20 protein-coding genes are annotated in these 19,903 nt (G+C 37.7%); 18 read left to right on the top strand and 2 right to left on the bottom strand.

The annotated features are described in order from the left end of the window. The first annotated feature begins 73 nt into the window (after window positions 1-73). On the top strand, window positions 74-2,104 hold the full coding sequence (gene ligA, locus IGI97_RS11480) for an NAD-dependent DNA ligase LigA (RefSeq protein ID WP_438738662.1): 2,031 nt from the start codon (window positions 74-76) through the stop codon (window positions 2,102-2,104). Here ligA and IGI97_RS11475 read toward each other — a convergent pair. Beyond that, a complete protein-coding gene (locus IGI97_RS11475) occupies window positions 2,101-2,316 on the bottom strand; it encodes a hypothetical protein (protein ID WP_002382998.1) in 216 nt (71 codons plus the stop codon). The two genes, ligA and IGI97_RS11475, sit on opposite strands and share 4 nt — an antisense overlap. Here IGI97_RS11475 and IGI97_RS11470 point away from each other — a divergent pair. From IGI97_RS11470 to IGI97_RS11435, 8 genes are all read left to right on the top strand, one after another. Continuing rightward, window positions 2,282-2,368 carry a hypothetical protein gene (locus IGI97_RS11470; protein WP_306173767.1) on the top strand — a complete coding sequence of 29 codons (87 nt, stop codon included), beginning with the start codon at window positions 2,282-2,284 and terminating at the stop codon, window positions 2,366-2,368. The genes IGI97_RS11475 and IGI97_RS11470 overlap by 35 nt on opposite strands. A 317-nt stretch (window positions 2,369-2,685) precedes the next feature. Next, window positions 2,686-2,991 (top strand): Asp-tRNA(Asn)/Glu-tRNA(Gln) amidotransferase subunit GatC, encoded by a 306-nt coding sequence (gene gatC / locus IGI97_RS11465; RefSeq protein ID WP_002355569.1) that lies wholly within the window; start codon window positions 2,686-2,688, stop codon window positions 2,989-2,991. Continuing rightward, the gene (gatA, locus tag IGI97_RS11460; protein WP_048737364.1) at window positions 2,991-4,460 is read left to right on the top strand and encodes an Asp-tRNA(Asn)/Glu-tRNA(Gln) amidotransferase subunit GatA; all 1,470 of its coding nucleotides are present in this window, start codon (window positions 2,991-2,993) and stop codon (window positions 4,458-4,460) included. The genes gatC and gatA overlap by 1 nt, the downstream gene beginning before the upstream one ends. Further along, complete coding sequence (gatB, locus tag IGI97_RS11455; RefSeq protein ID WP_002358703.1) at window positions 4,460-5,890, top strand: Asp-tRNA(Asn)/Glu-tRNA(Gln) amidotransferase subunit GatB; 1,431 nt, start codon at window positions 4,460-4,462, stop codon at window positions 5,888-5,890. The genes gatA and gatB overlap by 1 nt, the downstream gene beginning before the upstream one ends. Window positions 5,891-5,908: 18 nt before the next feature. Beyond that, window positions 5,909-6,997 (top strand): diacylglycerol kinase, encoded by a 1,089-nt coding sequence (locus IGI97_RS11450; RefSeq protein WP_002355572.1) that lies wholly within the window; start codon window positions 5,909-5,911, stop codon window positions 6,995-6,997. A 199-nt stretch (window positions 6,998-7,196) separates the two neighbouring features. After that, window positions 7,197-8,570: a 23S rRNA (uracil(1939)-C(5))-methyltransferase RlmD gene (gene rlmD, locus IGI97_RS11445; protein ID WP_002355574.1), complete on the top strand. Its 1,374-nt coding sequence runs from the start codon at window positions 7,197-7,199 to the stop codon at window positions 8,568-8,570. Further along, window positions 8,571-8,699 (top strand): hypothetical protein, encoded by a 129-nt coding sequence (locus IGI97_RS11440; RefSeq protein WP_002355577.1) that lies wholly within the window; start codon window positions 8,571-8,573, stop codon window positions 8,697-8,699. Window positions 8,700-8,838: 139 nt separating this feature from the next. After that, window positions 8,839-9,156, top strand: coding sequence for a thioredoxin family protein (locus IGI97_RS11435; RefSeq protein WP_002355583.1), 318 nt, complete (start codon window positions 8,839-8,841; stop codon window positions 9,154-9,156). A gap of 40 nt (window positions 9,157-9,196) precedes the next feature. Here IGI97_RS11435 and IGI97_RS11430 read toward each other — a convergent pair whose 3' ends face one another. Continuing rightward, entirely contained in the window at window positions 9,197-10,042 is an 846-nt protein-coding gene (locus IGI97_RS11430) for a helix-turn-helix domain-containing protein (RefSeq protein ID WP_438738820.1), read from the bottom strand. A 398-nt stretch (window positions 10,043-10,440) separates the two neighbouring features. Between IGI97_RS11430 and ptcA the strand changes: the two genes are divergently transcribed. The 9 genes from ptcA to IGI97_RS11385 all read left to right on the top strand — a co-directional run bounded on the left by ptcA (window position 10,441) and on the right by IGI97_RS11385 (window position 19,903). After that, window positions 10,441-11,460 carry a putrescine carbamoyltransferase gene (ptcA, locus tag IGI97_RS11425; RefSeq protein ID WP_002355587.1) on the top strand — a complete coding sequence of 340 codons (1,020 nt, stop codon included), beginning with the start codon at window positions 10,441-10,443 and terminating at the stop codon, window positions 11,458-11,460. 66 nt (window positions 11,461-11,526) lie between these two features. Beyond that, the gene (locus tag IGI97_RS11420; RefSeq protein WP_002355588.1) at window positions 11,527-12,903 is read left to right on the top strand and encodes an APC family permease; all 1,377 of its coding nucleotides are present in this window, start codon (window positions 11,527-11,529) and stop codon (window positions 12,901-12,903) included. After that, window positions 12,896-13,993: an agmatine deiminase gene (gene aguA / locus IGI97_RS11415; protein WP_002364800.1), complete on the top strand. Its 1,098-nt coding sequence runs from the start codon at window positions 12,896-12,898 to the stop codon at window positions 13,991-13,993. Before IGI97_RS11420 ends, aguA begins: the two co-directional genes overlap by 8 nt. An 11-nt stretch (window positions 13,994-14,004) precedes the next feature. Further along, window positions 14,005-14,934: a carbamate kinase gene (gene arcC, locus IGI97_RS11410; protein WP_438738660.1), complete on the top strand. Its 930-nt coding sequence runs from the start codon at window positions 14,005-14,007 to the stop codon at window positions 14,932-14,934. 196 nt (window positions 14,935-15,130) lie between these two features. Then, complete coding sequence (locus IGI97_RS11405) at window positions 15,131-16,717, top strand: amidase family protein (RefSeq protein WP_002361263.1); 1,587 nt, start codon at window positions 15,131-15,133, stop codon at window positions 16,715-16,717. A gap of 554 nt (window positions 16,718-17,271) precedes the next feature. Continuing rightward, window positions 17,272-17,970, top strand: a complete 699-nt coding sequence (pnuC, locus tag IGI97_RS11400; protein ID WP_002355593.1) for a nicotinamide riboside transporter PnuC — start codon at window positions 17,272-17,274, stop codon at window positions 17,968-17,970. 8 nt (window positions 17,971-17,978) lie between these two features. Then, the gene (locus tag IGI97_RS11395; RefSeq protein WP_438738658.1) at window positions 17,979-18,623 is read left to right on the top strand and encodes a deoxynucleoside kinase; all 645 of its coding nucleotides are present in this window, start codon (window positions 17,979-17,981) and stop codon (window positions 18,621-18,623) included. A 349-nt stretch (window positions 18,624-18,972) separates the two neighbouring features. Continuing rightward, entirely contained in the window at window positions 18,973-19,404 is a 432-nt protein-coding gene (locus IGI97_RS11390; RefSeq protein ID WP_438738656.1) for a hypothetical protein, read from the top strand. Window positions 19,405-19,516: 112 nt separating this feature from the next. Beyond that, complete coding sequence (locus IGI97_RS11385; RefSeq protein ID WP_002358717.1) at window positions 19,517-19,903, top strand: DUF1149 family protein; 387 nt, start codon at window positions 19,517-19,519, stop codon at window positions 19,901-19,903.

Raw genomic sequence — 19,903 nt, 5'->3', positions numbered from 1 at the left:
TTTATTTTCTATCTTAGTGTAAATGTGTTAAAAAGACGATAGGAGCATTACACTTATGAGGAGGAGTTCTACGATGGAACAACAACCATTAACATTAACGGCGGCGACAACTCGTACGCAAGAATTAAGAAAACAACTCAATCAATATTCCCATGAATATTATGTCAAAGATCAACCATCCGTAGAAGATTATGTTTACGATCGTTTGTATAAAGAGTTAGTCGATATTGAAACGGAGTTTCCTGATTTAATCACGCCAGATTCGCCGACACAACGTGTAGGTGGCAAAGTTTTATCTGGTTTTGAAAAAGCTCCGCATGACATTCCAATGTATAGTTTAAATGATGGGTTTAGCAAGGAAGACATTTTTGCTTTTGATGAACGTGTTCGTAAGGCGATTGGTAAACCCGTTGCTTACTGTTGCGAGTTGAAAATTGATGGGTTAGCAATTTCATTACGTTATGAAAACGGGGTGTTTGTACGCGGAGCAACACGAGGCGATGGAACGGTTGGTGAAAACATTACAGAGAACTTACGAACGGTTCGCTCTGTACCGATGCGTTTAACGGAGCCCATTTCAGTGGAAGTTCGTGGCGAGTGCTACATGCCTAAACAATCCTTTGTCGCGTTGAATGAAGAACGTGAAGAAAATGGCCAAGATATTTTTGCCAATCCTCGGAATGCAGCGGCGGGAAGTTTGCGCCAATTAGATACAAAAATTGTGGCGAAACGGAACTTAAATACGTTTTTATACACAGTTGCTGACTTTGGACCGATGAAAGCGAAGACGCAGTTTGAGGCATTAGAAGAGCTTTCTGAAATTGGTTTTAGAACCAATCCTGAACGTCAATTATGTCAGTCAATCGATGAAGTTTGGGCCTACATTGAAGAATACCATGAAAAGCGGAGCACTTTGCCATACGAAATCGATGGAATTGTGATTAAAGTGAACGAATTTGCGTTGCAAGATGAATTAGGTTTCACTGTCAAAGCACCTCGCTGGGCGATTGCCTACAAATTTCCACCAGAAGAAGCAGAGACAGTAGTGGAAGATATTGAATGGACAATTGGGCGCACGGGAGTGGTCACTCCTACTGCGGTCATGGCTCCTGTACGAGTCGCGGGAACCACGGTTAGTCGGGCAAGTTTGCATAATGCAGATTTTATTCAAATGAAAGATATCCGTTTAAATGATCATGTTATTATTTACAAAGCCGGCGATATTATCCCAGAAGTAGCGCAAGTCCTAGTTGAAAAACGTGCAGCCGATAGTCAGCCTTATGAAATGCCGACACATTGTCCAATTTGTCATAGTGAGTTGGTGCATTTAGATGAGGAAGTGGCGTTACGTTGTATTAATCCAAAATGCCCTGCGCAAATTAAAGAAGGGCTGAATCACTTTGTCTCACGAAACGCAATGAACATTGATGGCTTGGGGCCAAGAGTGTTAGCACAAATGTATGACAAAGGATTAGTGAAAGACGTAGCGGATCTGTATTTCTTAACAGAAGAACAGTTAATGACTTTGGATAAAATCAAAGAAAAATCAGCAAACAACATTTATACTGCCATTCAAGGGAGTAAAGAAAACTCTGTCGAACGTTTGATTTTTGGCTTAGGGATTCGCCATGTGGGGGCGAAAGCGGCGAAAATTTTAGCGGAGCATTTTGGTGATTTACCAACCTTAAGTCGTGCAACTGCGGAAGAAATTGTGGCTTTGGATTCAATTGGCGAAACAATCGCAGACAGCGTTGTGACGTATTTTGAAAATGAGGAAGTTCATGAATTAATGGCTGAACTGGAAAAAGCCCAAGTGAACTTGACATATAAAGGTCTCCGGACAGAGCAATTAGCAGAAGTGGAGTCACCTTTCAAAGACAAAACAGTTGTTTTAACAGGAAAATTAACGCAGTACACTCGCGAAGAAGCCAAAGAAAAAATTGAAAATCTTGGTGGAAAAGTTACAGGGAGTGTTTCGAAAAAAACTGACATTGTGGTTGCTGGCGAAGATGCAGGCAGTAAATTAACCAAAGCTGAAAGCTTAGGCGTGACCGTTTGGAATGAACAAGAAATGGTCGATGCGTTAGATGCAAGTCATTTTTAAGAAGAAAAATTAACGTTGTCAGATTTTATGTAGTAATTTGATGGTATACTTATTTTAGTCATAAAAGTTATATGAACGAGGACTTTCTGAGTTGAGAAAGGAGGTTGATGCTTATGCGCAATTCTTCTTACTTTAACGAAAGGAGCAATGTTTTTGTCCGTTGAAGCAGCGCTAGGACTGATGATTGGTTTTGCAACACTTGTTGTGACCATTATCTTCGGTATCTTAGCGCTTGTCTTAGACAACAAAAATAACCGTTCATAAGCTTTGAGGAGCTGAACGGTTAAGCGTTTGAAATAAAACCAATAACTCAGTAAGCCACCAGTTCTTATAACTGGTAGTGGCTATTAGAGAGGTATGTTCCTGCATATCTCTCTTTTCATTTTCATAATAACATATTTCCGTCATTTTTGCGAGCGACAAATTATCAATGAAATTCAAGGTTTCATCTAAAATATCCGACCATTTTATGGTAGAATGGGAACAGAGTGAGCAGCTGTGCTAAGCTGTTTAAAGAAATACAATCCAATTGATTAATCTGAAAATGAAAATTTCAGTAAATGATAGAAAGAAGGGTATCTATGGCAATTACAGAAGAACAAGTCAAACATGTCGCTAAATTATCAAAATTATCTTTCTCCGAAGAAGAATTAGCGGACTTTACCAATCAACTAGATAAAATTATTGATATGGTGGAATTACTAGAAGAAGTAGATACAACAGGGGTTCCTTTTACTTCAAATGTGAATGAATCAATCAATGTCATGCGTGAAGACGTAGCGACACCAGGAATGGACCGTAAAGAATTAATGCGGAATGTTCCGGAATCAGAGAATGGTTACATTAAAGTGCCTGCAATTATGGATAACGGGGAGGCAGGAGCCTAATGGAAAAATTATACGACAAATCGTTAACAGAGTTACATGATTTATTGGTCTCAAAAGAAATCACTGCAGTTGATTTAACCGAAGAAACATTAAATCGTATTCAAAATACAGAAGAACAACTAGGTTCTTTTATCACAGTTAGTGAAGAAAAAGCAATGGCATTAGCCAAAGCGATTGACTTAAAAGGCATCACTGAAAGTAATCCATTAGCTGGGATTCCAATTGGGATTAAAGACAACATTGTCACAAAAGATATTTTAACAACAGCTGGCTCAAAAATGTTACACAATTTTGACCCAATTTATGATGCGACCGTGATGGATAAAGTCTATCAAGCAGATATGATTCCAGTCGGAAAATTGAACATGGATGAATTTGCCATGGGCGGAAGTACGGAAACGTCTTACTTCAAGAAAACAAAAAATGCTTGGGATCAAACCAAAGTTCCTGGCGGTTCTTCTGGTGGTTCAGCTTCTGCTGTCGCAGCCGGACAAGTCCCAGTTTCTTTAGGGAGCGATACAGGTGGCAGTATCCGCCAACCAGCCGCATTCAACGGTATTGTGGGCTTGAAGCCAACTTATGGACGTGTGTCTCGTTTTGGCTTGATTGCTTTTGCTTCAAGTTTAGACCAAATTGGTCCATTGACACGAAATGTTAAAGACAATGCCTTAGCTTTAAATGCAATTAGTGGTTATGACGAAAAAGACGGCACTTCTGCAGGCGTTTCTGTTCCTGATTTTACGGCAGATTTAACTGGCGACATCAAAGGCATGAAAATTGCTTTACCAAAAGAATACTTAGGTGAAGGGGTACACCCAGATGTTCGTGAAGCGGTATTAAAAGCAGCAGAAACATTTAAATCTTTAGGAGCAACGGTGGAAGAAGTTAGTTTGCCACATTCTAAATACGGCGTAGCGGTTTATTATATTATTGCCTCTTCAGAAGCAAGTTCAAACTTACAACGCTTTGATGGCATTCGTTATGGTTACCGTTCCGAAAATGTCCAAAATCTAGAAGATGTCTATGTTAATTCACGTTCTGAAGGTTTCGGAACAGAAGTTAAACGTCGGATTATGTTAGGAACCTTCTCTTTAAGTGCTGGTTATTATGATGCGCACTTTAAAAAGGCTGGTCAAGTCCGTACACTAATCAAACAAGATTTTGAGAATGTCTTTGCGGATTATGACTTAATCATTGGCCCATCCACACCAACAGTTGCCTTTGGTCTAGGGGAAAACATCAATGATCCAATCACAATGTATATGAATGATATTTTAACCATTCCTGTCAACTTAGCAGGACTACCAGGCATGTCCATTCCAGCAGGCTTCTCAGAAGGCTTGCCAGTTGGTTTACAAATTATTGGAAAACATTTTGACGAACATACAATGTATAAAGCAGCCTATGCTTTTGAACAAGCGACAGATTTCCATACGAAAAAACCAGTCATTTTAGGGGGGAACGATTAATGAACTTTGAAACTGTCATTGGATTAGAAGTCCACGTAGAATTGAAAACCAACTCTAAAATTTTCTCCTCTGCGCCAGCGCATTTCGGAGCAGAACCAAACAGCAACACAAATGTGGTTGACTGGAGTTACCCAGGTGTTTTGCCTGTCATGAATAAAGGTGCCTTAGAATTTGGCATGAAAGCAGCACTTGCCTTGAACTGTGAAATTTCAAAAGAAACACATTTTGACCGTAAAAACTATTTTTACCCAGATAACCCGAAAGCATACCAAATTTCTCAATTTGATCAACCAATCGGACATGATGGTTGGATTGAAATTGAAGTCGAAGGCAAAAAGAAAAAAATTCGCATTGAACGGGTGCATTTAGAAGAAGATGCTGGGAAAAATATTCACGGCACAGATGGCTATTCTTATGTAGACTTGAATCGTCAAGGCACGCCTTTAATTGAAATCGTTTCTGAAGCAGACATGCGTTCACCAGAAGAAGCGTATGCTTATTTAGAAGCGTTGCGTTCAATTATCCAATTTACAGAAGTTTCTGATGTGAAAATGGAAGAAGGTTCTATGCGTTGTGATGCCAATATTTCTTTACGTCCGTATGGTCAAGAAGAATTTGGTACTAAAGCGGAATTAAAGAACTTGAACTCTATGAACTTTGTAAAAAAAGGTTTAGCTTATGAAGAAAAACGCCAAGCCAAAGTCCTATTATCTGGTGGCGAAATTCAACAAGAAACACGCCGCTTTGATGAAGCAACTAGTACAACGTTGCTTATGCGTGTTAAAGAAGGCTCAAGTGACTACCGTTACTTCCCAGAGCCAGATGTTCCTCGTTTTTCAATTGATGATGAATGGATTGAAAAAGTTCGCGCTAGTTTGCCAGAAATGCCAGCCTCACGTCGTGCCCGTTATATCAGTGAATTAGGTTTACCTGAATACGACGCAATGGTCTTGACTTTAACGAAAGAAATGTCAGATTTCTTTGAAGCAACCTTAGCAAACGGTGCAGATGCGAAACAAGCATCAAACTGGTTAATGGGCGAAGTTTCTGCTTACTTAAACAGTGAAAAAGTTGAATTAGCCGATACTAAACTAACACCAGAAAATCTAGCGGGTATGATTACTTTGATTAACGATGGCACAATCAGCTCGAAAATTGCGAAGAAAGTGTTCAAAGAGTTAATTGAAAACGGTGGAGACGCTAAAGAAGTTGTTGAAGCAAAAGGTTTGGTTCAATTATCTGATCCAGCGCAATTATTACCAATGATTAACGAAGTTTTAGACAACAACCAACAATCAATTGATGACTTTAAAAACGGAAAAGACCGTGCAGTTGGTTTCCTTGTTGGACAAATTATGAAAGCAACTCGTGGACAAGCAAACCCAGGTGTGGTTAACAAGTTATTGCAAGAAGAGCTTTCAAAACGATAAGAAAGTAGCAGGCAAACCATGAAAAAAGCTAGAGTGATTTATAATCCAACGTCAGGCAAAGAGTTAATCAAAAAGAACTTAGCCGATATTTTATCTATTTTAGAAGAATGTGGTTATGAAGCCAGTGCATTTGCGACCACACCAGAAGAAAATTCGGCACGCAATGAAGCACATCGTGCTGCGCGTGCAGGATTTGATTTACTAGTAGCTGCAGGTGGAGATGGGACCATTAATGAAGTCGTGAATGGGATTGCTCCGTTGAAGCGGCGCCCTAAAATGGCCATTATTCCTGCTGGAACGACGAATGACTATGCACGGGCCTTGAAGATTCCTCGTGATAATATCGTTAAGGCAGCAGAAGTGATTAAAAAAAATCAAACTGTCAAAATGGATATTGGCCAAGCCGGCAAAAATTACTTTATCAATATTGCGGCGGGTGGTCATTTAACGGAACTGACTTATGAAGTTCCGTCAGAGTTGAAAAGTATTTTTGGTTACTTAGCGTACTTAGCCAAAGGAGCCGAAATGTTGCCGCGAGTGAAGCCGATTAAAATGCGCATGACATATGATGAAGGTGTCTACGAAGGCAACGCATCAATGTTTTTCCTAGGGCTGACTAACTCGGTGGGTGGTTTCGAGCAAATCGTACCAGACGCTAAATTAGATGATGGTAAGTTTTCATTAATCATTGTAAAAACAGCCAATATTTTTGAGATTCTTCATTTAGTTGCGTTAATGTTAAATGGTGGAAAGCATGTTGAAGATCATCGACTAATCTATACAAAGACCAGCTATTTACATGCAGAAACGTTAGAAAAGAACAATAAAATGATGATTAATTTAGATGGTGAATATGGAGGCGATGCTCCAATGACCTTTAAAAATATGCATCAACACATTGAAATTTTTGCAAATGGTGATGCACTGCCGTCCAATGCAATTATGGGTTCTGTCTTAACTGGTAGCGATGAGATTGTCGTAGAATCAGAAGACGAAGAGGAAGAAGCATATAACGAAGCCAGCAAAGAATTTGTCAAAGAAGTTGAACGACTAACAGACGAAGATATTGATGGCGATGGAAAGATTGCCGAAAAAGAAAAGCACTAGGTAGTCCGTGAATAGCTAATGAAAGATTTAGTTTATAAGATCTTTCATTGGCTATTTTTTGACTAAGGGAAAGGGTCTCATTCTTTTATTTACCCAAAAAGCTCAAACGGAATTGCTAAATTGCCATGAAAATTCGTTGTTGCTTTTCTTAGGTATTTTCATTAGAATGAGTGAAGTGTATAAAAAGAAGGAGCGACTTATGAAAAATTATCCAGTAAAGAAAAATGACGTCATTGAAGTAGAAATCATTGACTTGACGCATGAAGGTTTAGGCGTGGCAAAAGTGGACCATTATCCATTGTTTATTGAAAATGCCTTACCAGGTGAAAAACTTGAAATCAAAGTCTTAAAAACAGGCAAAAGTTTTGGTTATGGGAAAGTATTGACTGTCCTAAAAAGCAGTGAACAGCGTGTGCCCGTGAAAGATGAAAACTTTACAAAAGTCGGGATTAGTCCGTTGCAACATTTAGCGTACGGCGCCCAACTATCATTTAAAACGCAACAAGTCGAAAATGTTATGCAACGTGTCGCTAAATTGCCAGAAGTCCCTGTTTTACCAACAATTGGGATGAACGATCCGTGGCATTACCGGAACAAAGCACAAATTCCCGTGCGTAAAATTGACAACCAACTACAAACAGGTTTTTTCCGGAAAAATAGCCATGATTTAATTCCGATGGAACATTTCTATATTCAAGACCCCGAAATTGATGCAGCAATTGTTAAAATCCGTGACATTATGCGTAAATATAGCGTAAAACCTTATAACGAATCTGATAATACAGGGAACTTACGCCATATTGTCGTTCGTCGTGGCTACCATACTGGGGAGATGATGGTTGTTCTAATTACGAGAACACCGAAATTATTCCCAATTAGTAAAATTGTGCCAGATATTTTGGAAGCTATTCCGGAAGTAGTCAGCATTGTACAAAATGTAAATCCAAAACGAACCAATGTCATTTTTGGCGACGAAACCATCTTATTACATGGGTCTGAAAAAATTACAGATACTATTTTTGATTTGAAATTTGAAATTTCCGCGCGTTCATTTTATCAAGTAAATCCACAACAAACAGAAGTGATGTATCAAAAAGTCAAAGAGTATGCGGCTTTAACAGGCAATGAAATTGTGGTGGATGCCTATTGTGGGATTGGGACGATTGGCTTAACTTTAGCCCAAGATGCAAAGCAAGTTTACGGTATTGAAGTAATTGAAGAAGCGGTCAAAGATGCAGAAAATAATGCTAAATTAAACAACATTGAGAATGCCACTTTCACGGCTGGTTTAGCGGAAGAATTATTGCCAAAATTAGTTGAAAATGGCTTGCAACCAGATGTTGTGGTGGTGGATCCACCACGGAAAGGGTTAGATGGTCAATTAGTAAACACATTAATTGAAACGCAACCTGAACGAATTGTTTATGTCAGCTGTAATCCAGCCACACTCGCTCGCGACATTGCATTATTAACAGAAGGTGGCTATGAAGCAAAAGAAATTCAACCAGTGGATAATTTCCCACAAACGACCCACATTGAATCTGTCACGTTATTAACAAAGGCGGTGGATTAAATGAATGAAAAAGAAAAAATGTTAGAATTAATTAAAAAGAAACAAGGCGGTGGCCGTTCTAAAAAAATGGAAACTCCCAAAAATGATCGTAAAAACATGCGCAAAGGGCCTAAAATTTTTAATAAATAAGCGGTTATCAGTAAAAAGTTGCCGCCCATTAATGAAATGGGCGACAACTTTTTTGTTAAAGCATTCCTAGCCAAACAAATAAGTTGTTATTTTGCTAGTAAATCTGTTATTTTAGACAAAAGACAAGGAGGAATATTCAGTGGAATATGTAACAACATTAGAAGAATTAGAAGAAAAAATTACAGACAATCGTCTACAAGCCGTCTTTTTGACAGCAAAAAATTGTAGTGTTTGTACAGTTGATAAACCGATTGTCGAAAAAATTGCAACAAAATATGAATTTCCTACATACATTGCAGAAGCTGATAAAAGTCCAGAAATAATTGGACAATTAAATGCTTTTTCTGCACCGACCATTATCTTATACTATGAAGGAAAAGAAATTCATCGCCAAGCTAAAATTATTAACTTTCAAGAAATTGAAAAGAGAGTTCGACAAGTACAAGAAAATAGTTAATCAAAAAGGAAGCCACCGATCACGGAGGCTTCCTTTTTGATTATCTCGCTAAATGTTCAGTTTGTTGTTGAGAAAAAAGTTGATAACTGACAAAAACTTCTGCTCTTTTGTTTACTTCTAATTTAACGAAAATATTGTGGATATGTGTTTTTACTGTCCCGATTGATAGGAATAGTTCGTTGGCTATATCTTGATTTGTTTTGCACTCTAAAAGTAACGAAAGCACTTCTCGTTCTCGCTGCGTTAATTGATAGGCATCACAAAAAGGCGCCAAAAGTACGGGTTCATCTGATTGATTTTCTTCCAATTTAGCAGCGTCTTTTTCAAGAACCGACAGAGGAAAATCATGATTACAGAAGTAGATAATGGCGATGGAGAGAATGATTGTATAAATATCTTCAGAAACGTTTCGGTTGTTAATTTTAAAGACAATATCAGAATATTGGTCAATGTTAAAAATAACGAAGGTATCTTCCAAAAGAATCGCCACACCGAAACCAATGCTTAGCCAACCAATAAAACGAAGATATTTTTTCGCAAGGGCTGATAAAGGATCTATTCGTAATTGATAGAGCGCATAGAAACCAAGGTAAATTAAAAATAGCTGATTGGGTAAATAGTACAACCAAACTTTTAAGGCGGAATTTTGTGAAAATGGAATAGCTAGCATCCATAAACCAATTAAAAATAACCAGACAAATTGATAATTTTTAAAAGGACGCCCACTAATAGTATTGATAATAGCCAGATAGGCAAAATTACAACAAATAAAAATGATGGTCTTTAAAAAAGGTGCGGTCATAAAGGTCTGATTATATTCGGTTGCAAACGAATTAATGAACTCAGTCATATAAACAATCACATTGTCACAAATAAAAATAACCATTAAAAAGAGAAGCAATAAAAAAATCGGTTGTTTATTTTTCAAGTAAAGATTTAAGGTAAAGGTTGAAGTAAACGAATATAAAATAATCAACAAGATGTTATAAATAAAAACAAATGTCACGATTGGAAACCCCTTTCATCTTTTATTTTAAGTGAATGATTTTTCAAAATAATTATACCATTTTCAAATCTATGATTGGTCAGAAATTAGAGAGAAATCCGCCTAAACTTTTATAAACCCCTGGTGTACCAACGGTTTATAACCATAAATAAACTTTTTTTAATGAAAAATAACGCCGAAAAAGAAAGCGTTTTCTAACTTTTGGTGGATAGTAAACTCTTCGCTAAACTTGGTAAAGTCGATGTGTAAACAAAAACAACTTTTAGGAGGAACACATCATGAAAAGAGATTACGTTACAACAGAAACATATACGAAAGAGGAAATGCACTATTTAGTCGATTTATCATTAAAAATTAAAGAAGCGATTAAAAATGGGTATTATCCGCAACTGTTAAAAAACAAATCTTTAGGAATGATTTTCCAACAATCTTCAACTCGAACACGAGTATCTTTTGAAACTGCAATGGAACAATTAGGTGGACATGGCGAATATTTAGCACCTGGTCAAATTCAATTAGGGGGACATGAAACGATTGAAGATACCAGCCGTGTATTGTCACGTTTAGTAGATATTTTGATGGCTCGTGTGGAACGTCACCATAGTATTGTTGATTTAGCTAATTGTGCTACCATCCCAGTCATTAACGGTATGTCTGATTACAATCATCCAACCCAAGAATTAGGTGATTTGTGTACCATGGTTGAGCATTTACCAGAAGGCAAAAAATTAGAAGATTGTAAAGTTGTCTTTGTCGGAGATGCAACACAAGTTTGTTTTTCTTTAGGATTAATCACAACAAAAATGGGCATGAATTTTGTTCACTTCGGTCCAGAAGGCTTCCAATTAAATGAAGAGCATCAAGCGAAATTAGCAAAAAATTGTGAAGTTTCAGGCGGTAGCTTTTTGGTCACAGATGATGCAAGTTCTGTTGAAGGCGCTGATTTCTTGTACACGGATGTTTGGTATGGCTTGTACGAAGCGGAATTATCTGAAGAAGAACGTATGAAGGTTTTCTATCCAAAATATCAAGTGAATCAAGAAATGATGGATCGGGCAGGTGCCAATTGTAAATTCATGCACTGTTTACCAGCAACACGTGGGGAAGAAGTAACTGATGAAGTGATTGACGGTAAAAATTCTATTTGTTTCGATGAAGCAGAAAACCGTTTAACATCTATTCGTGGCTTATTAGTATATCTTATGAATGATTATGAAGCAAAAAATCCTTATGATTTAATCAAGCAAGCAGAAGCGAAAAAAGAACTAGAAGTTTTCTTAGACACTCAAAGCATTTAACGGCCAACTGTCCACTGATTGAAAAAATGAATCAGTGGACAGTTTATAAAGAGAGGAAGAGTCTTCATGGAGGGGAAAAAGAAATTTAGTTTAACGAGTGCCATTTTATCAGTCATCTGTGTGGTTTTCGTTGCTGAAGCAGCGGCGCCTGTTGCTGCAATTGGTAATTCTCAGTTTTTTTGGTGGATTTTCTTATTAATTGCATTCCTATTGCCATATGGGTTAATTTCATCAGAATTAGGAACAACTTATATTGGTGAAGGGGGCATCTATGATTGGGTGACCAAAGCATATGGTCATCGTTGGGGTGCCAGAGTTTCTTGGTATTATTGGATTAATTATCCATTGTGGCTAGCTTCATTAGCCGTTATGACGCCAGAACTATTAACGACAATTACAGGTATTAAGTTTTCAACACCGATGATGATTATTGTTGAATTAATTTTTACTTGGATTGTGGTTTGGATTAGTTTTTATCCAGTCAGCGACAGTATCTGGATTCTAAATGGAGCTGCCGTAATCAAGATGGTTTTAGCTGTCTTAATTGGTGGGCTAGGATTGTATGTAGCCTTGACGAAAGGTGTTGCCAATGAATTTACCTTGAAATCAATGCTGCCAACGTTTGACTTAAGGAGTTTATCTTTTATTTCTGTAATCATTTTTAATTTGTTAGGGTTTGAAGTCATCTGTACGTTTGCAGATGATATGGAAAATCCTAAGAAGCAAATTCCACAAGCTATTGTAGCAGCGGGGTTAGTCATTGCGGCCATTTATATTTTTTCAGCCTTTGGAATTGGGGTAGCGATTCCCACCGATCAAATTAGTACCGGCAGTGGTATGATGGATAGCTTTAAACTATTGACAGGCTCGACAGAAGGTTGGTTCATTATGTTGATGGCTTTCCTATTCCTTCTTACGTTGTTCGGAAACATGATTTCTTGGTCATTAGGAGTCAATAATACAGCTTGTTATGCTGCTGAAAATGGTGACATGCCTAAATTTTTTGAAAAACGTAGTAAGAAAAATGACATGCCAATTGGGGCTGCTTTGATGAATGGCATTGTGGCATCGGTGGTCATTGTATTAGCACCAATTTTACCTAATCAAGATTTATTCTGGGCCTTTTTCTCCTTGAATGTCGTCCTATTCTTGTTATCGTATATCCCAGTTTTCCCAGCTTTTTATAAGCTTAGAAAAATTGATCCCGATACACCACGTCCGTTTAAAGTTAACGGAAAACCAGGATTTTTAAAAGTTTTAGTGGTTTTACCAATGATTATGATTATTATTTCACTGATTTTCACAGCAGTGCCTTTAGATTTTAGTCCCGCAGCATTAAATGAAAAATTACCAATCACAATTGGGGCAATCATTTTTATTCTGTTTGGTGAAGTAATTATTTACGTGAAAAAAATTAAGAAGGGAACGAAAGAAAATGGCTAAACGAATTGTAGGAAGTACCCCTAAACAAGATGGCTTTAGAATGCCAGGAGAATTTGAACCACAAGAGAAAGTTTGGATGATTTGGCCAGAAAGACCGGATAATTGGCGTGATGGTGGTAAACCTGTCCAAGAAGCTTTTACTAATGTGGCCAAAGCAATTAGTCAATTTACACCGATGAATGTGGTGGTTTCTCAACAACAATTTCAAAATTGCCGTCGCCAATTGCCGCCAGAAATTACGGTTTACGAAATGTCAAACAATGATGCCTGGGTTCGTGATTGTGGACCATCATTTGTCATTAACGACCATGGAGAAATCCGTGGTGTGGATTGGACATTCAATGCTTGGGGGGGATTAGTAGATGGTTTATATTTCCCTTGGGACCAAGACGATTTGGTTGCACAAAAAATTTGTGAAATTGAGCATGTAGATTCTTATCGTACAGATGATTTTGTTTTAGAAGGCGGTTCATTCCACGTAGATGGACAAGGAACAGTCTTGACTACAGAAATGTGCTTATTAAGTGAAGGTCGAAATCCACAACTTTCAAAAGAAGCAATCGAACAAAAATTATGCGACTATTTAAATGTTGAAAAAGTTCTTTGGCTAGGTGATGGAATTGACCCAGAAGAAACCAATGGTCATGTGGATGATGTAGCTTGTTTTATTGCACCTGGTGAAGTGGCTTGTATTTACACCGAAGATCAAAATAGCCCATTTTATGAAGCGGCACAAGATGCGTATCAACGTTTGCTTAAAATGACTGATGCTAAAGGACGCCAATTAAAAGTCCACAAATTATGCTGTCCTGTCAAAAATGTAACCATTAAAGGCTCCTTCAAAATTGATTTCGTGGAAGGAACCATGCCACGAGAAGATGGCGATATTTGTATCGCATCCTATATGAACTTTTTAATTACAAATGATGGCGTGATTGTGCCACAGTATGGTGATGAAAATGATCGTTTGGCTTTAGAGCAAGTTCAAACGATGTTCCCAGATAAAAAAATTGTCGGCGTTAATACGGTAGAAGTTGTTTATGGGGGCGGCAATATTCACTGTATCACACAACAAGAACCAAAGCGCTAGGAGGGAAACAGATGTCAAAAATAGTGATTGCATTAGGTGGAAATGCGTTAGGAAATTCTTCGAAAGAACAATTGGCAAAAGCACAAACCGCTGCAAAATCCATTGTTGATTTAATTGAACAAGGCCATCAAGTGGTGATTGCTCATGGCAACGGGCCACAAGTTGGCAAAATTCGCTTAGCTTTTGAGGAAATGAGTCAATCTCCAGAAGATGTCGTGCCGTTTCCTGAATGCACAGCAATGAGCCAAGGCTATATTGGCTATCATTTACAACAAGCAATTGATGAAGAACTAGTAGCCAGAAATTTAGGGGAACAACCAGTTGTTACGTTAATTACACAAGTCGTGGTGGATCCAAAAGACCCAGCGTTTACAAAACCAACAAAACCAATTGGTGGTTATTATGACGAAGAAACAGCCAAACAGTTGATGGCGGAAACTGGGAACGTCTATCAAGAAGATGCGGGTCGAGGCTGGCGACGGGTAGTTCCTTCACCAAAACCAGTTGATATTTACGAAAAAGTTAGCTTGCGAACACTTGTTGATGCAGGACAGATCGTAATTGCTTGTGGTGGTGGCGGGGTTCCTATTGCCTATGATGGTCCAGTCTATCATGGTGTAGATGCAGTCATTGATAAAGACTTTGCGGCAGCAAAAATGGCTGAACTCATTGAAGCAGATGTTTTTGTGGTATTAACTGCAGTGGAACATGTTTTTGTTAACTTTGGTCAAGCAAATCAACAAGCTTTGACCGATGTTACGGTTACGGCAATGCAACAATATATAGAAGAAAATCAATTTGCGCCAGGTAGTATGTTACCTAAGGTAGAAGCGGCCATCAGTTTTGCAGAAAGTAAACCAAACCGCCAGGCGATTATCGGGCTTTTAGAATTAGCTTCGGAAGCAATCAAAGGAGAAAGTGGTACACGAATTACACAATAAATTCTCAGTATTTAACTTTCACAAAAGACTAAAACAAACGCATTTAGCGGACTATCTTAATCGTTAGAGAGTAGGACATCGGTCGTTTTGACGGATGTCCTACTCTCTATTTTGTCTTTTTAACGAACAAAACTGTTAGTTGTCATGCAAAAATAAACATAGTAAGATAATCTTTAAATGGTATAGGAGGATAAAAATGTCTAAATTTTTAAAAGTAATCGGAATAATTGCTGTTTTGTTAGTCATAATAGGCGCTGCAGCGTATTGGTTTATACTCAAAAAGTTCACTCCTGAGGCAGAAACCCCAGCAATGTACAATCAAGAGAGAATCGTTAAAACGATTGAAGACCAATTAAAAGAAACAGATGTACAAAAAGCTCGGACCAAAGCACCGTTGATTATTGAAAAAAATATCACTGAATTACAGCAAGCGATTGCCGAAGGAACATTGACCTATGAAGAACTTACGGCGTTTTATTTGGACCGTATTTTACAGTTCGATCAAATAGATAATGGCATGAACAGCATCTCTGAAATCAATCCGCAAGCAATTAAGGAAGCCAAGGCATTTGACCAGCAAGCCTCTCAAACACCGAAGAAGCCTTTGTATGGTATTCCTGTGACTTTGAAAGAAAATATAAATACGACCAACATGATTTCGAGTGCAGGAGCTTATGCCTTACGCACGTTCAAGCCTAAGGAAGATGCGGAAGTAGTTAAGAAGTTAACAGAGGCGCAAGCTTTGATTTTAGGAAAAGTAAACTTATCTGAACTAGCGAATTATATGTCAATGAAAGCACCAAGTGGCTATAGTTCCAAACATGGACAAACACTTAATCCTTATGGGCCGCTCAAAATAACACCTTCAGGTTCAAGTTCTGGGAGTGGGGCTAGTGTGACGATGAATATCGGCGCCTTCTCTTTAGGCACTGAGACGATGGGATCGATTGTTTCCCCCGCTTCTCATCAATCAGTGGTTGGTTTTAAACCGACCCACAGTTCAGTAAGTGGCGAAGGTGTTTTGCCATTGGCACCGTCATTAGATACAGTTGGCCCGATTGCCCGAAGTGTCGTTGATGCTGCGCAAGGCTATAATGCGTTTAAGAAAGACACGGTTCCGAGCATTGATTCAACGAAATTTACTAAAAATAACTTACAAGGTCAACGCATTGGGTTGCTAGAAATGCCAAGTGCTGAAGAAGAATTTGCGACTGCTAAAAAGGCCCTCCAAAAAGCTGGAGCAGAAGTGATTCCGGTAACGCCAGACATGGAAGGGATTGATGGCGGGAAAGTTATTTCCAATGAATTTAAGTTTGCATTGGAAGAATTTGCGAAACGTTATGACTTACCATTTAAAACACTGGAGGAACTAATTGCGTATAATCAACAAGATAAAAAGGTTCGTGCCAAGTATGGGCAAGATTTATTAGAAGCAGATGTTAAAAAGAAACAACCAGATAAAGAAATCATTCAAACAACCATTAAAAAAGCACAGCAAACGTTTGATGCGTTGCTAAAAAAACAACAATTAGACGGATATGCTTTTATTGATTCTGAAGGTACGGGTTTAAGTGCCGTGGCAGGATATCCTGAATTGACGGTTCCTTTGGCGAAAAACAGTGAAGGACAACCTTATGGGCTGACTTTTACACAAACTGCCAATAATGAGCAAACGTTATTTGAGCAAGCTTACAGCTTTGAACAAAGTACCAAAGGACGGATAGTACTTTCAGACAACGAGCTGTTGGCAAACAGTAAAAAAATAAATAGAGATGAGCAGTAAAGGGAAACTAGGAATGGCGAAATATCTGTATCAAACCTAATAAAGATAATCGACCTACAAATGAAAGGAATTGTTTGTAGGTCGATTATTTAGGTGAGTCGTTTTTTTTGCTTTTTTAGGCGAATGTTTTCATGTAATAAGTTAATAAGTGGCCAGATTCGAGAAATAAGGCCGTCAATTTTTAAGCATTTCAATAAAAAGAGTGAACGATGGCTGTGTTTGAAGCATAAATATGTACGATTGCTTCCGCTTTCGCAACATTAATTTGGAGCGCTACCGTCGTAAAGGGTTCTGCCGCAGGAATCATTAGATGGAAACAAATCCATGAATACATAGAAGATTAAAGCAAGATGAAGAAAATATTGTGGCAATAAAGGATACCAGAAAGCTTACGAAATAACTATATGTAGTGTGTTTTTATTTTTTTGATCAATATATAGTATTAAAATCTTCTTTTTATTCCGAAATCTGATTGACTTGTTTTTTAAAACGGAGTACTCTTATTGAGACGTCAACAGAGAAAAGTTTGGTTTTAGGAAGGTCGGAAATTTGTTGTGAATAAGAATTTTTTGGTGAATGATTTTAAAGGTTGGGAAACGAGAAGTTACTTGTTTTTAGCTTTGATGGTGGGGGTACAGTTGATTGCATTTGCTATCAATCCATCGAATTGGATTACGTTAGTAGGTGGTTTAGCCGGCATCATTTGTGTGAATTTAATTGCCCAAGGAAAAGTCAGCAATTACATTTTTGGGTTAATCAGTGCAGTGATTATTGGCTATTTTGGGTTAGTGACACGGGTATATGCGGAAGTTCTTTTACAAAGCTTCTATATTATTATGGACATTACAGGGCTCTATGCTTGGCTTCGTGCTAGCGAGGATGGCTCGGGTCAAGTAACCGAAGTAAAAGTTTTAAAAGGTATTCAGTGGTTGTATGCTTTTTTCACGTGGCTGCTCATTGGCGTGGCTGCATATATTTTGTTAGGTTTTGTAAATGATGCGCAACAAACATTAGATGCAATCACGTTCAGTGTTTCAGCGACAGGGATGTTATTGATGATTAAACGTTATCAATCGCAATTCGTGTTTTGGCTACTAGGAAATATTTTTTCAATTTTGTTATGGTTCCGAGCAGGGACGCACGCTGGTGGTGATTATGCGATATTTGTTATGTATTGTATGTATACTTTTAACTCAATTTTTGGTATGTTTAATTGGTTGAAGATAAAAAATAAAATGGAAAAAAATAGGTAGGGAGTTCGATGGCAGTGATTGTTTTAGCAGGTACGATTGGCGCTGGTAAATCTAGTTTAACAGCTTTAATTGCAAACCGTTTAGGTTCAGAAGCCTTTTACGAATCAGTTGATGATAATGAGGTATTACCTTTATTTTATGCGGAACCGGAAAAGTACGCGTTTTTATTACAAATTTATTTTTTAAATAAACGTTTTGATAGTATTAAACAAGCATTAACGCATGAAAATAATGTATTGGATCGCTCGATTTATGAAGATTCATTACTTTTTCATTTAAATGCAGATTTAGGTCGTGCCAACGAAACAGAGGTCAAAGTGTACGATGACTTATTACAAAATATGCTCCAAGAATTGCCTTATGCTGCGCATAAAAAAAGACCTGATTTGTTAGTTCACATTCGTATTTCATTTCCCAAAATGTTGGAACGCATCAAAAAACGTGGCCGTCCTTATGAACAAATTGAGACAGATCCAACGTTGTATGATTACTATCAAATGTTGAACGAGCGTTATGATCAATGGTATGAAGACTATGTTGAAAGTCCTAAAATTCAAATTGATGGCGATAAATATGATTTTGTCGAAGATCCTGAAGCGTGTCAATATGTCTTGGCGTTAATTGAGAAGAAAATTGAAGAATTAGAAAGATAAATAAAAAGAAGCAAGTCCGGACTTGCTTCTTTTTGACTTAAAATGTGGATAGATAGGCTAAAGTTGCTACTAAATAAAGGAGTGTAGTGCTAAATTATAGAATCGGATTTTAACCTTCCCCTAAGTTAAAATCGGATAATCTATCCATCGACAGTTTAAGTTTGTATAAAATAGCGGTAGCTATTATCAACGAAGTCATTCATCGGTTGACCTGACTTCTCTAGAAGTATACCATCGAAAATAACCAACAGTTGTTCAAAATTTGGACTTAGTAAGTGTAAATTTTGATTGAAAGTTTCTGCAAATCAATCATTTATTCAAAAAATAATGCTCGAAAGAAGGAAGATAAATGAGCCAAATTTGGTTTGAACGCATTCTACGTTGGCGCAAAAAAGCGCAACGATTTTTACAAGGACGTTATGCCCGGTTCGATGAATTGAATCGAACGCTGTTGCTAACAAGTGTCGTGCTGGCGCTCATCAATATTTTTACTGGCTATCTTTGGGTTCGGTTATTGATTTTAATCACAGTCGCCTACGTGTATTATCGCTTTTTTTCAAAACATATTCACCCGCGATTGAATGAAAATCAACGGTTTATTCTTCGAAAACAACGCCTAATGCAAAAGGTTCATGCTTTTCGCAAGCGACACCTGACTCAGAAAGAGTATCGTTATTTTAAATATCCAAAATGTCAGCAGTCATTACGTGCGCCGAAAGGACGAGGAACAATCAAAGTCACTTGTTCAAACTGCCAAAATCAATTTATCAAAAAAGTCTGACCTTCTGTGTTTTTTGGTCTAGGCAACTTTCGGACTTGTGGTATACTTGAGAAAAGAAACCATTGGATATTCTAAAAGGGGAATATCTTGTTAAAAAAGGAGAGAAAAAACAATGGAAATTAAACGCCAACAAGAAATTGTTGAAGCGTATCACTATGATATGCGAGTACCTGATTCAGAAGTAGAGACAGATTTACGTGTCAGTTTTTCACCAATTGAAGTAGAAGAAGAAAATTATCCAGAAAATAGCTCAGCACTTGTTGCTCGCTTAGAATTTCGAATTGTCTTTGACGAATTTGTTTTATCAGGGGCGATTAGCCAAATTAATCACATTATTGATCGTAAAATTGAAAAACAAGAAGATATTTCGCAAGAAGAAGTCGATGAACTTGTGCGTCCTTTATTTAGCATCGTCGAACGTTTATCTTATGAAGTAACTGAAATTGCTCTGGATCGTCCAGGTGTTCAATTGAATTTTCAACAATCAGAAGAAGCGTAA

Source organism: Enterococcus sp. DIV2419 (genome assembly GCF_051711865.1).
Lineage (GTDB): Bacteria > Bacillota > Bacilli > Lactobacillales > Enterococcaceae > Enterococcus > Enterococcus faecalis.
Note: the sequence above shows the minus strand (reverse complement) of the source record. Positions and strands in the feature narration are given on the sequence as shown.

Bases quoted from the DNA above. Each gene is read 5' to 3' on its own strand.
- IGI97_RS11450 (WP_002355572.1), top strand. From the start codon at position 5,909: ATGAAAAAAGCTAGAGTGATTTATAATCCAACGTCAGGCAAAGAGTTA.
- gatC (WP_002355569.1), top strand. From the start codon at position 2,686: ATGGCAATTACAGAAGAACAAGTCAAACATGTCGCTAAATTATCAAAA.
- IGI97_RS11395 (WP_438738658.1), top strand. From the start codon at position 17,979: ATGGCAGTGATTGTTTTAGCAGGTACGATTGGCGCTGGTAAATCTAGT.
- IGI97_RS11440 (WP_002355577.1), top strand. From the start codon at position 8,571: ATGAATGAAAAAGAAAAAATGTTAGAATTAATTAAAAAGAAACAAGGC.
- aguA (WP_002364800.1), top strand. From the start codon at position 12,896: ATGGCTAAACGAATTGTAGGAAGTACCCCTAAACAAGATGGCTTTAGA.
- IGI97_RS11420 (WP_002355588.1), top strand. From the start codon at position 11,527: ATGGAGGGGAAAAAGAAATTTAGTTTAACGAGTGCCATTTTATCAGTC.
- arcC (WP_438738660.1), top strand. From the start codon at position 14,005: ATGTCAAAAATAGTGATTGCATTAGGTGGAAATGCGTTAGGAAATTCT.
- IGI97_RS11385 (WP_002358717.1), top strand. From the start codon at position 19,517: ATGGAAATTAAACGCCAACAAGAAATTGTTGAAGCGTATCACTATGAT.
- rlmD (WP_002355574.1), top strand. From the start codon at position 7,197: ATGAAAAATTATCCAGTAAAGAAAAATGACGTCATTGAAGTAGAAATC.
- ligA (WP_438738662.1), top strand. From the start codon at position 74: ATGGAACAACAACCATTAACATTAACGGCGGCGACAACTCGTACGCAA.
- ptcA (WP_002355587.1), top strand. From the start codon at position 10,441: ATGAAAAGAGATTACGTTACAACAGAAACATATACGAAAGAGGAAATG.
- IGI97_RS11405 (WP_002361263.1), top strand. From the start codon at position 15,131: ATGTCTAAATTTTTAAAAGTAATCGGAATAATTGCTGTTTTGTTAGTC.
- IGI97_RS11430 (WP_438738820.1), bottom strand. From the start codon at position 10,042: ATGGTTATTTTTATTTGTGACAATGTGATTGTTTATATGACTGAGTTC.
- gatA (WP_048737364.1), top strand. From the start codon at position 2,991: ATGGAAAAATTATACGACAAATCGTTAACAGAGTTACATGATTTATTG.
- IGI97_RS11475 (WP_002382998.1), bottom strand. From the start codon at position 2,316: ATGGTCACAACAAGTGTTGCAAAACCAATCATCAGTCCTAGCGCTGCT.
- IGI97_RS11390 (WP_438738656.1), top strand. From the start codon at position 18,973: ATGAGCCAAATTTGGTTTGAACGCATTCTACGTTGGCGCAAAAAAGCG.
- gatB (WP_002358703.1), top strand. From the start codon at position 4,460: ATGAACTTTGAAACTGTCATTGGATTAGAAGTCCACGTAGAATTGAAA.